The 12,917-nt window shown below is 44.7% G+C and carries 11 protein-coding genes and 1 riboswitch; of the genes, 2 read left to right on the forward strand and 9 right to left on the reverse strand.

The window, feature by feature from the left end; all coding sequences use genetic code 11:
- Positions 1-28: 28 nt before the first annotated feature.
- Positions 29-919 carry a 4-hydroxy-tetrahydrodipicolinate synthase gene (gene dapA, locus EIH25_RS03450; protein ID WP_124098579.1) on the reverse strand — a complete coding sequence of 297 codons (891 nt, stop codon included), beginning with the start codon at positions 917-919 and terminating at the stop codon, positions 29-31.
- 40 nt (positions 920-959) lie between these two features.
- Entirely contained in the window at positions 960-2,042 is a 1,083-nt protein-coding gene (gene asd / locus EIH25_RS03455) for an aspartate-semialdehyde dehydrogenase (protein ID WP_124098581.1), read from the reverse strand.
- Between the two features lie 172 nt (positions 2,043-2,214).
- Positions 2,215-2,404: riboswitch (Lysine riboswitch) on the reverse strand.
- 152 nt (positions 2,405-2,556) lie between these two features.
- On the opposite strand from asd, the gene queA reads away from it, so the two are divergent.
- Positions 2,557-3,600 carry a tRNA preQ1(34) S-adenosylmethionine ribosyltransferase-isomerase QueA gene (queA, locus tag EIH25_RS03460; RefSeq protein WP_279254427.1) on the forward strand — a complete coding sequence of 348 codons (1,044 nt, stop codon included), beginning with the start codon at positions 2,557-2,559 and terminating at the stop codon, positions 3,598-3,600.
- A gap of 144 nt (positions 3,601-3,744) precedes the next feature.
- On the opposite strand, the gene EIH25_RS12370 is transcribed toward queA, so the two are convergent.
- Complete coding sequence (locus EIH25_RS12370) at positions 3,745-3,894, reverse strand: hypothetical protein (protein WP_164489141.1); 150 nt, start codon at positions 3,892-3,894, stop codon at positions 3,745-3,747.
- A gap of 64 nt (positions 3,895-3,958) precedes the next feature.
- Positions 3,959-4,546: a M15 family metallopeptidase gene (locus tag EIH25_RS03465; protein ID WP_124098583.1), complete on the reverse strand. Its 588-nt coding sequence runs from the start codon at positions 4,544-4,546 to the stop codon at positions 3,959-3,961.
- 271 nt (positions 4,547-4,817) lie between these two features.
- Between EIH25_RS03465 and EIH25_RS03470 the strand changes: the two genes are divergently transcribed.
- Entirely contained in the window at positions 4,818-5,981 is a 1,164-nt protein-coding gene (locus EIH25_RS03470; RefSeq protein ID WP_124098585.1) for a stage II sporulation protein P, read from the forward strand.
- Between the two features lie 127 nt (positions 5,982-6,108).
- Here the strand turns inward: EIH25_RS03470 and pepF are convergent, their stop codons facing one another.
- The 5 genes from pepF to ftsE all read right to left on the reverse strand — a co-directional run bounded on the left by pepF (position 6,109) and on the right by ftsE (position 12,897).
- A complete protein-coding gene (pepF, locus tag EIH25_RS03475; RefSeq protein WP_124098587.1) occupies positions 6,109-7,908 on the reverse strand; it encodes an oligoendopeptidase F in 1,800 nt (599 codons plus the stop codon).
- A 320-nt stretch (positions 7,909-8,228) separates the two neighbouring features.
- Entirely contained in the window at positions 8,229-9,554 is a 1,326-nt protein-coding gene (locus EIH25_RS03480; RefSeq protein WP_164489142.1) for a M23 family metallopeptidase, read from the reverse strand.
- Positions 9,555-9,620: 66 nt separating this feature from the next.
- Positions 9,621-11,081 (reverse strand): M23 family metallopeptidase, encoded by a 1,461-nt coding sequence (locus tag EIH25_RS03485; RefSeq protein WP_124098591.1) that lies wholly within the window; start codon positions 11,079-11,081, stop codon positions 9,621-9,623.
- Between the two features lie 237 nt (positions 11,082-11,318).
- Positions 11,319-12,224, reverse strand: coding sequence for a permease-like cell division protein FtsX (gene ftsX, locus EIH25_RS03490; protein WP_124098594.1), 906 nt, complete (start codon positions 12,222-12,224; stop codon positions 11,319-11,321).
- A complete protein-coding gene (ftsE, locus tag EIH25_RS03495; RefSeq protein ID WP_124098596.1) occupies positions 12,214-12,897 on the reverse strand; it encodes a cell division ATP-binding protein FtsE in 684 nt (227 codons plus the stop codon). The genes ftsX and ftsE overlap by 11 nt, the downstream gene beginning before the upstream one ends.
- Positions 12,898-12,917 lie beyond the last annotated feature (20 nt).

The following is a 12,917-nucleotide window of genomic DNA, read 5'->3' on the forward strand; positions in this document are numbered from 1 at the left end:
GAATTTGCTGTTCGCCCTGTATTGACTGTTACTTAATTAGTCCTACAGCCCTCATAGAATCGGAAAGCTGTTTTTTCTTGGCTTCGCTCATCTCGACGAGCGGAAGCCTGCAAGGTCCGGCGTTAAAGCCCATAAGATTAAGCGCTTCCTTGACGGGAATAGGATTTACATCGCAGAACAGAGTCTTGGTAAAGTCGTGAATTCTGAATGCAATATCTCTTGCTTCACTGTAGCTGTTTTCAAGACATAATCTGCATATCTCGTGGGTTTCAAAGGGCATACAGTTTGACAGGACGGAAATAACGCCCTTTCCGCCGAGAGCCATTATAGGTATTATCTGATCGTCGTTGCCGGAATAAATATCAAGAGAATCTCCGCACAGCGCGGCGATAGACGCAATCTGACCTATGTTTCCGCTGGCTTCCTTAACGGCGACGATATTATCAAGCTCAGCAAGCTTGGCGCAGGTTTCGGGAGCAATATTAACTCCTGTTCTTGACGGCACGTTATACATGATTATAGGAAGAGAAACCGCGTTTGCGATCTCTGTATAATGACGTACAAGTCCCGCCTGAGAAGTTTTGTTATAGTAAGGCGTAACTACCAACAAAGCGTCAGCGCCCAGATCTTCCGCCGTTTTGGAAAGATTGACCGCGTATTCCGTATGGTTGGAGCCTGTTCCCGCCACGACGGGAACTCTTTTTGCCGTCTTTTCAACGGCGTATTTAATGCACTCGATATGTTCTTCGTCGGTCATCGTCGCGCTTTCGCCGGTCGTTCCGCATATAATGATCGCGTCTGTGCCGTTGTCTATATTAAAATCTATAAGACGTCCCAGCTCGTCAAAGTTGATCGAGCCATCGGCGTTCATAGGCGTTACGATGGCAACGCCTGCGCCTGTAAAGATAGTATTCTTCATAAGCGAACTCCTTTCGATAAAGTTCTATGTTTAGTGATTGTCAGTCGAAATAACCCTTAGCGGCAAGAAGCTCCGCGAGTAAAACAGCTCCGCCGGCCGCCCCTCTGAGGGTATTGTGTGAAAGACATACAAATTTATAATCGTACTGTGAATCCTCACGCAATCTGCCTATTGAAACAGCCATGCCGCCCTCAAGATCCCTGTCAAGCTTAGCCTGCGGTCTGTCGTCCTCCGTAAAGTAGTTAAGGAACTGCTTCGGAGCCGAGGGAAGCTCAAGCTCCTGAGGAACGCCGCTGAAACTTTTCCACGCTTCAAGAATTTCCTCCTTTGAAGGCTTGTTTTCAAAGGATACGAATACCGCTGCTGTATGACCGTCGGAAACGGGAACTCTCAGGCACTGGGTAGTGATCGAAGGGGAGTCAGCGTCGACAATTTTATCGCCTTCTATGCGGCCCCAGATCTTAAGCGGCTCCTTTTCGGATTTCTCCTCTTCGCCTCCTATATAAGGGATAACGTTGTCAATGATCTCAGGGAAGGATTCAAAGGTTTTTCCCGCTCCTGAAATTGCCTGATATGTGCAGGCGAGAGCCTTTGTTACCTTGTATTTATCCATAAGCGGAGCAAGAGCGGGAACATAGCTCTGAAGCGAGCAGTTGGATTTGACCGCTATAAAGCCTTTCTTTGTACCCAAGCGCTTTCTCTGTGCGCTTATGATCTCAATGTGCTCAGGATTTACCTCGGGGATAACCATAGGCACGTCGTCTGTATGGCGATGTGCGGAGTTGTTTGAAACTACGGGACATTCAGCCTTTGCGTATTTTTCCTCCAAAGCCCTGATCTCATCTTTCTTCATGTCTACCGCGCAGAATACGAAATCTACCATTGAAGCGATTTTTTCTACGTCTTCCTCTGCGTTCATAACGGTCAGCTCTCCTATTGCCTCAGGCATCGGTTCTGAAAGCTTCCATTTTCCAGCTACTGCGTCCTTAAGCTTTTTTCCCGCCGAACGTGGGGAAGCGGCTACGCAGACAACGTTGAACCACGGGTGTTTGTCAAGAATGACAGAAAACCGCTGTCCGACCATTCCCGTCGCGCCTATAATACCAACATTGAATTTTCTCATTGCAAAATCTCCTTTAAAATTTAATGGCTTTCGTGTGTGCATAATCACTAAAATATTCTTTGGATCGGACGTAATTTTGCACAAAACATAAAAGTTAAACAAACAATAAAAAAACTGGTTGAAAACCAGCTCATCATACAATATAATAAGAATGTTGACATATTTTAAGTCATATGCCGATAGCACTCCATCATAAGTAATGATGACAACTGGAGCTCTGTTAAAACTACAGTCAGCAGTCAGGTTTCCCAGACCTGTGCTTCGGCAGTCGCACCTTTCACATTTAAGAAAAAGCCTTGGGAAGCTGTGATGTCATACATCTCAAAAATGCTACTGATTTTGACCGCACCTCTATCTGTTCTGTTTAATCATAACAAATAATATGCCGTATGTCAAGACTATTAGCAGAAAAAATATTAATTTTTTGTAAAACAAACGGGCATTCGGCGGAACAGTCCGTAACTGGAAAAATAAAACTGCTTAAACTGCAATAAAGAAAGCGGAGATTGAAATTATGCTGGATTTGAAAAATATGAAAAAATCTGATTTTTACTATGAGCTTCCTGAGAAGCTGATCGCTCAGACTCCTATCGAGCCCAGAAACGCTTCACGGATGATGAAGATCGACCGCAGAAGCGGAGCTGTTGAGCACAGCCGTTTCTATAGCTTATGTAATTACCTGAAAAAAGGTGATTTGCTGATACTTAACGATTCAAGAGTTCTTCCCGCGAGAATATACGGTGAAAAGGCAGACAACGGTTCTTTTATCGAGTTTCTGCTGCTTGAACAGAAGGGCGCAATGAAATGGGAGATACTATGCCGTCCGGGAAAAAAGGCGAAGGTCGGAACACGTTTTGTTTTCGGAGGAGGTAAGCTTTCAGCTGTAATAACCGACGTTCTGGACGACGGAAACAGAATAGCGGAATTTGAGTGCGAGGGAAGCTTTTTTTCCGCGCTTGACGAGATAGGTCAGATGCCCCTGCCTCCGTATATAAAAGAAAAGCTAAGCGACAAGGAGCGTTATCAGACTGTCTATTCCCATGAGCTCGGTTCTTCCGCCGCTCCCACCGCGGGACTTCATTTCACAAAGGAAATGCTTGAAGAGCTGGAAGCAAGGGGGATAAATATCGGATATGTTACGCTTCATGTCGGGCTTGGCACCTTCAGACCCGTAAAGGAGGAAAATGTGCTTGAGCACAAAATGCACAGCGAGCATTATGAGCTCCCTGAGCGTACCGCAAACCTTATCAATGAAACCAAAGCAAGCGGTGGACGGGTAATAGCCGTAGGCACGACCTCGTGCAGAACGCTCGAAAGCGTCGCCGCATTTTATAATGAAATAAGACCGTGCGAAGGATATACGGATATTTTTATCTATCCCGGATTTGATTTTAAGGTTCTGGACGGTCTGATAACCAATTTTCATCTTCCCGAAAGTACGCTTATAATGCTGGTATCGGCGTTCCTTGGGTATGAAAATACAATGAACGCGTATAAAATCGCCGTTGAGGATAAATACAGATTTTTTTCTTTCGGTGACTGTATGCTTATCATATAAAAAATAAAAAGAACTGCGCAGGTCAATAAAATCAAAAGAATAAGATGGCAGAGAGCCGTCTGTTTACTTTTGACTTTATCAGCTTGAAGCAGTCCTTTTTTATAATTTGTTTTTAGCTGCAGACAAAATTATTTTCAGCCTTATTTAAATGCCGCACTCATCGTAATCCTTCCACTTTTCGTAATGAGCCTTGTCGTCAAAATATTTGTATACGAACAAAGCGGTAGAAGCAATAACGAGCAGCAGCGTTCCCATAACCGCCCAGAACGATTTTTTCTGAGAGTAATTTGACATAATAAAACATCCTTTCTTTTCAGCATATTTGTTTCTTTAATTATACTACAGTACGAAGGATATGTCAAATAAATTTTTCTGAATAAAAATGGAGAAATTCCTCTAAGCAAAGACCGCTTTTGCGGATAAATTCAGCCGCCTCGGTTCCTACATATCTGTAATGCCACGGCTCATAGTCTATTCCCGTATAGTGTTCCTTCATTCTGGGGTAACGCAGGATAAATCCGTATTTATGCGCGTTCATACACAGCCAGCGTCCCTGCGGAGTGGTATGGAAATTATCTTCGGTATCCTCTGCCGACGGCGTGGAAAAATCGACCGCAAGCCCGCAGTTGTGCTCGCTGTGACCGGATTTTGCAAGAGTTCTGGAGGTATCGTTTACAGCTTCTTTATAGCTCATTCCCGAACCGATCCTTTCAGATATGCTTTTTTCCCATAGGCTTTGCTGGTAGTCGCATGAACGGTATGCAGACAGCACCTTGATATTTATTCCTTCATGCTCGGCGTCCCTTAAAAGCATTCTGCACTGCCTGCAGGCCTGACTTTCCAGAAGCTTGCCCTGCACGGCTTCAAGTGAGATAGTCTGTTCAAAACCTTCGGGAACAGCGTTGAATTTGTCGATCAGCATTAAATAATCCATATTATCGCCCATATGTAATAAATCCGCTTATAAGCATAACGAATATTTATAGTTTTCAAGAGGCGTGTTAAGTCTGCGTAAAAATCCTGACTGTAATTATCCTTGCTTTTATGCGGATATTTTTCAATTACGGTTAGCGGGCTGTCCTCCCTTTCATATTTTATTGTTCAGTTTTCCTTACTGAAATGATCTGCTTTATTATATGCCTCAGCTAATGATCATGACATAGAGGAAAGCTTTTTTTCATATAATTTATTGAAATAAAAAAGAAAGGACAGGTTATATGAATTTAAAGACTATATGCATAAGGGCTTTGACAGTAATTTTAACAGTGTTTTTTATTCCTGTCGGAATATGGGGCTATGCAAAGGCGGCGCCTTATATTGCTAAGATAGCTTCAGGCTCGGCGGGAATAACGATGGGCGATTACAATACCTTCAAATATAACAGCAGCACCTCGTCTGCGGCAGAAGAAATCCTGAAAAGCGTATTTGAGCCTGTTTCTGTTACAAGACGGAGCGCGTGGGATATCGATATGGCACCGCAGGAGCTTGAGATTCCCAGCGAGGGCGGCGAGGTGCCTTCGCCTAAGCCAAGCGAGGAGGTTTTAAACGCTATTCCGTATCCTGAAAGTATGGAAAACCATGACGGCGTGATTGAAAAATACACCTACGGAGTATATACAGGCGAGCAGTATTTTGATCTTGACGGCGGGGGACAGGTAAGAAACTGCACCGAGCTTTCAAACGACGAGCTGTATTCCGAAAGCCTGAAGGACGTTGAATTTGAACTGGATCCTGACAGCGACGAGCCGCAAATACTTATATATCATACTCATGCTACGGAAAGCTTTGAGCCGTATTCAAGGGATTATTATGACAGCTCGTTTACCTGCAAGACTACCGATCCTGAAAAAAATATAGTAGCCGTAGGAGATAAGATATGCGAGCAGCTTGATAAAGCCGGTATAACATACATTCACGACACGCTTGTTCATGATTATCCCAGCTATAACGGCTCCTACGAATCAAGCCGCGCTACGGTACAGGAAATACTGGAGGAGTATCCGTCTATAAAAATAGCGCTGGATATTCACCGGGACGGTATTGAAAGGGAGGACGGAACAAGACTTGCGCCTGTAGCTGAAATAAACGGAAGGGAAGCGGCGCAGATCATGATTATTTCCGGCTGCGACGACGGCACGATGAATATGCCGGATTATCTTCAGAATTTCAGATTCGCTTCATTGCTCCAGTCTGAATTTGAAACAATGCATTGCGGTCTGACCAGACCTGTGCTTTTTGACTACCGCTTTTACAATCAGGATCTTACCACAGGCTCTCTTCTTATTGAGGTGGGAAGCCATGGAAACTCTCTGGATCAGGCGCTTTACAGCGGCGAGCTGATAGGGGAGTCGCTGGTTGAGATATTCAAGAAGCTTTCGTAATTCAACGTCTATTATACAAAAACGGGAAACGCGGAAGCGAAAAAAGAAAGGCGTGTTCACATAAATACAAACACGCGGCTTAAGTGTAAATCACACGCAATATTTGTATTATGAGAACACGCTCAGGTTATTTCATCAATTCGTCCATGTCGCCTATAAGCTTTCCGAACAGTCTGAGAGCGTCAGCAACGGGCTTTGAAGAAGTCATATCCACTCCTGCGCCTTTAAGCAGAGAAATTGGGTCGGCAGAGCAGCCTCCGCTTAGAAATCCCAGATAATCCTTGACCGCAGGCTCTCCCTCGCTCAGAATGCGCTGAGAAAGCGCAATTGCGGCAGAATATCCGGTTGCATACTGATAAACGTAATAGTTATAGTAGAAGTGAGGTATTCTTGCCCATTCAAGGTCTATCTCATGGTCGATCACAACGTCGTTTCCGAAGTAAAGCTCGTTAAGCTCTCTGTACATTTTGCTGAGCCTGTCGGCAGTAAGCGTTTCACCCTGTGCCGTAAGCTCGTTTATATTAAGCTCAAATTCGGCAAACATCGTCTGTCTGTATAATGTAGTACGGAACTGCTCCAGAAAGTAATTGATAAGATATGCTTTTTTCTTTTTGTCCTCAGTATTTTTCAGCAGATACTGCATAAGCAGCGCTTCATTGCAGGTAGAAGCAACCTCGGCTACAAAAATTACATAATCGCTGTAAGCGACCGGCTGATTTTTGTTTGAAAGATAGGAATGTATCGCGTGACCCATTTCATGAGCCAGCGTAAACATACAGTTGAGAGTATTTTTGTAGTTAAGGAGAACGTATGGGTGCACTCTGGCTCCGGCGGAATAGGCTCCGCTGGTTTTTCCCTCATTCTCGTAGACGTCTATCCACCGCTCAGTAAAGCCTTTTTTCAAAATGGACAGATATTCAGTACCCATAGGCGCCAGCGCTTTGAGAACGGTTTCTTTAGCCTCTTCAAAGGTGATTTTCATATCCGCGTCCGAAACGACAGGAGTATACAGATCGTACATATGCAGCTCGTCAACTCCAAGCAGCTTTTTACGAAGCTTGACGTAATCGTACATATAGTGCATATTGTCGTGAACGGCAGAAATAAGGTTGCGGTAAACCTCTTCCGGGACCTCGGTTCCGTCAAGAGCCGCCGCAAGGGAAGAGGGGTATTTTCTTGCCTTTGCGTAAAACTGTACCGCTTTTATCTGCGCTCCGAGAGTGGCGGCACAGGTGTTTTTATAGCTGTCATAGGTGTGATACATTGACTCGAATGCGGATTTGCGCAGGACTCTGTCCGAAGACTGAACGAGAGGAATGTAGCTGCCGTGAGTAACCTGATGAGTCTTGCCGTTTTTATCGACAGCGTCGGGAAATTTCAGATCGGCGTCTGAGAACATAGAATAGATGTTTTCCGGCGACTGGGACATTTCGCCTGCAAGAGCCAGTATTTTTTCCTCATTATCGGAAAGAATATGCTCTTTTTTTCTGCGTATTCTGTCAATATTCTTTTTGTACAGCCCAAGGTCAGGAACTGCCTGATAGAATCCGTCAAGCTTATTCTCGTCTATTGAAATAAGCTCGGGAGTTTCATAGCTGCCTGCCGAATTGATTTGAACGTAAGCGTTCATAAGCTGTCCTACCATCGCCTGATATACTGAATTTGCAGTATCCTCGTCCGATTTTCTCTGCGCGTAGTTGGCAAGGCTGTCGCACAGCACAGCGATCTCGTCTGAAAGCCTCATAAAGGCAAGCAGGGTTTCTCCGCTTTCTCCCAGTCTGCCTTTGAATTCTAGAATTTTTTCCGGCAGAGCCTGAAATTTTCTGAAATCCTCATTCCACGCTTCGTCGCTCGGATAAATATCCTCAAGCGCCCAGGTGTATTCCGGGTTTACCTCGCTTCTCTTTGGTATTCTTTCTTCGCTCATTGTTACCGCTCCTTATTAAATATATTTTTATACCTATGATAAGCAGTCTTTGTTAATTATTATACCACAGAGTTGCGGTATATGCAATAGATAAAGCTTGTTTTGCTTCAGATCTGACGCCCGTAAGCGTTATATAACCTAGCGCTGATGTCCCCCGCCTTCTTTAGAAGGCGTTCGCATCTCTTAGGCGTAGGTTGCTTCGTCGCAGCCGATGAAAAGCCGCGCTTACATCGGGCTTTTATCCGAATTAAATTCAGAATAAATAAAGCGGGACGTATTTATGAATTCTCATAAAAGGTTCCGCTCAATTATATTATTTATCAGCCTATAGAAACATAAGCCGCCGGATTCAGATAATAGCCCTGATAGCGAATTTCAAAGTGAAGATGATCGCCGGTCGAAAATCCGGTAGAGCCCATGCGTCCGATAAGGTCGCCCTTTTTAACCGTATCGCCCGCTTCAACGTCAACCGAGGTGAGATGTCCGTACAGAGTAATAAATTCATTACCGTGGTCGATTATAATATAGTTTCCGTATCCGCCTCCGCAGCCGCAGGATTCCTCCTTGCCGTAATCGTGCTCGCAGGAGGTATTGACGCGTATGACCGTACCGCTTTCTGAAGCGCGTATTTCGGTCCCCTTAGCGCCTGTAATGTCCATTCCCGTATGATAGCTGCCCCAGCGTTCTCCGACTCCCGAGGATACATAATAATGTCCGGGCACAGGCCATGCAAAGTTATACTGACATTCCTCTTCGGAAAGCTCCTCGCCCTCCTCAATAAGATTTTCATAGTACTCATGAAGCGATTCAAGGGCTGAATTTGCAGAAAGCTCAGCCGCTTCGCGCATTATTTCGTCTGATGAATCTCCGTAGCTGGATTTCAATATTCCGGACAGATCGGCTTCAAACTGTTGGCGTTCTTCAAGATAAGCCTGATTCTGCTCTTCCAGCTTTTTCTTCTGAGCCTGAAGCTGTTTTTTTGCTTCCTTGCTCGAATCATACAGCTCGTCAAGCTCCTTTTTCTGATTGTTCAGTTCTTCATACTGCTTGTCGTATTCAGCCTGCTGTTCTTCCAGCTTTTCCTGTGCCGCTTCGTATTCCTCCTTTGCGGCAATCAGATCGTCGATCATCTTATTGTCGTGATCGGCAACACGCTTTACCAGCTCCATTCTCATAAGAATATCATAAAAATCGCTGGAGTTTAAAATAACGCTTGTATACGATTCGTCGCCGGCAAGATACATTGCTCTTAGACGCTTTTTAAAGTCCTCTATGCCCTTATCTATTTCCTGCTTTTTGTCGGCGATAAGCCGTTTATTAGCGCTTATTTCTATCTCAAGCTGAGTCATGTAGGAGTTTAAGACCTCTATTTTCTCGTTTACGGATTCTATTTTCTTTAAAATAGCTTTCTGCTTTTCGGTTTCCTTTTTTATATCGTCCTCAGCCGCTTCGATTTCGCTGTCAAGCCGTTCCTGCTCTTCTGAAATTTCCTTTAATCTTTCCGCATAGGATGTTATGTCAAAGGATTCTGATTCGGCTTCTGTTACTATGACAGGCTGCGTAAAGCTGTCGGAAAAAAGTCCGAATCCCAGCGCGGCGGCAGCCGCAAACGCAGCAGCGCGCTTGCACAATTTCATTTTAACCATAAACATAGACTCCTTTGCCGAATATGTGCATAAACCCTGCATAGGAATGCAGGGTTTTATTTCCGATTAAACGTAATCTGAAGGATTGAGCGCGACGCCGTTCTTTCTTATCTCAAAGTGCAGATGAGGTCCGGTAGAATATCCGGTTGAACCGACGGTTCCAAGCACGTCGCCCTGCTTGACCTGCTGACCTACGCTTACGGTGATTCCCTCTGAGTGACCGTAAAGCGTCCACCAGCCGTCGCCGTGATCGATAATGCAGTATCTGCCGTAGCCGCCTCCGCAGCCGCAGCTTCCGTTTTTGCCGTAGTCGTGAGGACAGTAATTTTCAACTCGTATTACAGTGCCGTCGGCAGCGGCGCATATCTTTGCCCCTCTAATATTGCTTGAATAAATGTCAATACCCGCATGATAAGCGCCCCATCTCCAGCCTACTCCGTAAGAAATATGATAGAATCCGGGAACGGGCCATGTAAACATTGATTTGTCCTCGTAGCCGTAATCGTCATTATTTGTGGAATTGTCGTTATTGTTAGAGGTATTGCCTGTTTCGGCGTTTCCTGATGATGAAGAACCGCCTGACGAGGAAGTGCCGCCGTTGTTCTGCTGTTGCTGCAGAGCTTCAAGCCTTTTGCGTTCCTCCTCTTCCTTGCGCTTTCTTTCTTCCTCTTCCTTTTTCTTTATTTCTTCCTGCTCCTTGTAAAGCTGCTGCAGCTCGGCTTCAAATTCCTCCTGCTCCTGCTGAGCCTGCTTCTGGTTAGCAAGGAAGGTTTCTTTATCCTGTTCAAGCTGATCGATCATAGCCTGACTCTCGGCATAAAGCACGTCAAGCTTGTCCTTCTGCTCCTGATGCTTTTCCTTCTGGGCTTCAAGCTCGTCTTTATTGGCTTCAAGCTCAGACTTCTCGGCTTCAAGAGCCACTTCATCGGCTTCGTACTGCTTTTTAAGGTCGACAAGATTATCAATCATGTCATTATCGTGGTCGGCAACCCGTTTTACAAGCTCAAGCTTCATCAGCATATCGTAAAAATCAGTTGCTCCCACAAGTATATCGGTATACGAATCGCTTCCGGCGACATACATGATCCTTATACGCTGCATAAACTCGTCAATACCGGTTTCAATCTCTGTTTTCTTATTGGCAATCTGAAGCTCTTTCTGGGCAATACTGTCGGTAAGCGCGTCTATTTCGTCCTCAAGCTGACCGATAGATTCCTCAAGAGTAAGAATAGTTTCCTGAACGGTTTCTATCTGTTCTTCAATCGCAGCCTGATTTTCTTCTTCCGAAGCAATATCGTCCTTGGTGTCGGAAATTTTCTGATCCAGCTCCTTTTGCTTTTCCTCAAGGTCTGAAATCTTTTCCTTTGCCGCTTCAATATTCTTGGCGTTCTTTTTGGCTTCGCTGCTTGTGGCAACGGCGGTGCTCTGTGAAATAACGGCGTTTTTGCCGCCTGCAAGAACGGTAAAAGCAGCAATCACCGCTAACGAACACGCAAGCATACGCTTCATCAAACTGGTTCTGTTCACTTTTCAATCCTCCGTAGTTTCGGCGGAACCCTATGTATATTTAGCCGCCTGTCAATTTTTACACGTCTTTATTTATTAACAGCATACAGCTGTTCAGAAGCTGAAGCGATAAAAGCCGAGAGCTGTAGGTTTCAGCTTCTGAATAAACTTAAAGGCAGACTGATAAAACCCCGAAAGTTATACAGCCTGCCTGAAGTTCTCTGTTTAGCAGCATAAGCTTTGCTGCAAGCTGTGTTTTTATACCTTAAGATGCTTTCCTGCGCTTATTGATGTTCCTATCGCTCCTATAAGAGCTCCTGCCGCGGCATAAGCGATTGTGACAGGCCAGAACATATCCTTGAATGAGTACAGGTTTTTAACTCCGAGAATATTCCACAGCTTGAAATCATCGTTGAATATATTGTACACGCCTTCATAAGCGAATTTTGTCAGAAGAAGAGCGCCGGCAGCAGCCAGAATACCAACGATCATACCCTCAACGAAAAAGGGGATTCTTATAAAACTGTTGGTAGCCCCTACATATTTCATGATATTGATTTCTTTGCGTCTTGCAAAAACGCTTGTGCGGGTAGTGTTTGAAATAATTATAAGACATACGATTATAAGCGCCAGCACGATCGCGGCGGAAATAACGGTAAGTATCCGGCGTATGCTTATAAGCACATCTGCAAAAGCAGTAGGCGATTTTGTAGACTCAACGTTTTCAAAAGTTTCTATCTGAGTTGTGGTTTCAGTCATTTTCTGAATATCCGCAACCGTAAGACGGAAAGTATCAGGAAGAGGATTGTCGTCGGCATACTGGAAAAGCTCCCGTTCCTCTTCAGTCATATCCTCCATCATGTTTTCCCAGGCGCTTTCCTTTGAATAAAACTCAACGGTGCTGACATTCGGAATCTGCTTTATTTTATCCTGAAGCTCCTGAGTAGCTTCATCGGTTATATTATCCTTTATCTGAACTACGACTTCGCTTTTATCCTCAATTCCGCCGATGATCCGATTAAGGTTAACCGACAGAAGCACTGAAAGTCCGACCATAAGCAGGGAAACCAGCATAATGCAGAATGAGGCGAACGACATCATACGGTTGGTCCATATACTTTTAAGGCCCTGATTTATAAGGTACCTGAAACTGTTAATTTTCATTTGAACCTCCTATGACATCGTCAAAAGCAATATTACCGTGATTGATATTAATAATGCGTCCGCCGAAATAGCGCACAAGATCATGCTCATGGGTAACCATGAGAATAGTAGTTCCGCATTCGTTAATACCTTTTAATAGCTCTACGATTTCATAAGAAAGGGCAGGGTCGATATTTCCGGTAGGCTCGTCAGCAATAATCAGCTGAGGATCGTTCACCAGGGCTCTGGCAAGAGCGACTCTCTGCTGTTCGCCTCCCGAAAGCTCGGTAGGATACGCTTTCGCCTTATGCGACAGACCGACAAGACTGATAACGTAAGGCACACGGCTTCTTATGTATTTTGCAGGCGCGTCTATAACCCTGAGAACAAAAGCCACGTTTTCGTAAACCGTCATCGTCGGAATAAGTCTGAAATCCTGAAAAACAACGCCGATAGTTCTTCTCAGCGCGGGGATTTTACGCCGCCTCAGCTTTCTCAGATTGAAGCCGTTTACTATTACCTCTCCGGAGGTTGCGTTTATTTCCTTGAGCACAAGCTTTATAAGCGTTGATTTGCCTGCGCCGGAGGGACCTACTACAAAGGTAAAATCTCCGTCGTTGATTTTCAGATTTACTTTATTTAGCGCGTCGACGCCGCTCGAATAAGTGACCGACACATCCTTAAATTCTACCAAAGAAAATACACCGCCTTAAT

Source organism: Ruminococcus sp. Marseille-P6503 (assembly GCF_900604945.1).
Taxonomy (GTDB): Bacteria; Bacillota; Clostridia; order Oscillospirales; family Ruminococcaceae; genus FB2012.

Coding starts and splice junctions, on each gene's coding strand:
- dapA (WP_124098579.1), bottom strand. CDS start 919: ATGAAGAATACTATCTTTACAGGCGCAGGCGTTGCCATCGTAACGCCT.
- asd (WP_124098581.1), bottom strand. CDS start 2,042: ATGAGAAAATTCAATGTTGGTATTATAGGCGCGACGGGAATGGTCGGA.
- queA (WP_279254427.1), top strand. CDS start 2,557: ATGCTGGATTTGAAAAATATGAAAAAATCTGATTTTTACTATGAGCTT.
- EIH25_RS12370 (WP_164489141.1), bottom strand. CDS start 3,894: ATGTCAAATTACTCTCAGAAAAAATCGTTCTGGGCGGTTATGGGAACG.
- EIH25_RS03465 (WP_124098583.1), bottom strand. CDS start 4,546: ATGGGCGATAATATGGATTATTTAATGCTGATCGACAAATTCAACGCT.
- EIH25_RS03470 (WP_124098585.1), top strand. CDS start 4,818: ATGAATTTAAAGACTATATGCATAAGGGCTTTGACAGTAATTTTAACA.
- pepF (WP_124098587.1), bottom strand. CDS start 7,908: ATGAGCGAAGAAAGAATACCAAAGAGAAGCGAGGTAAACCCGGAATAC.
- EIH25_RS03480 (WP_164489142.1), bottom strand. CDS start 9,554: ATGGTTAAAATGAAATTGTGCAAGCGCGCTGCTGCGTTTGCGGCTGCC.
- ftsX (WP_124098594.1), bottom strand. CDS start 12,224: ATGAAAATTAACAGTTTCAGGTACCTTATAAATCAGGGCCTTAAAAGT.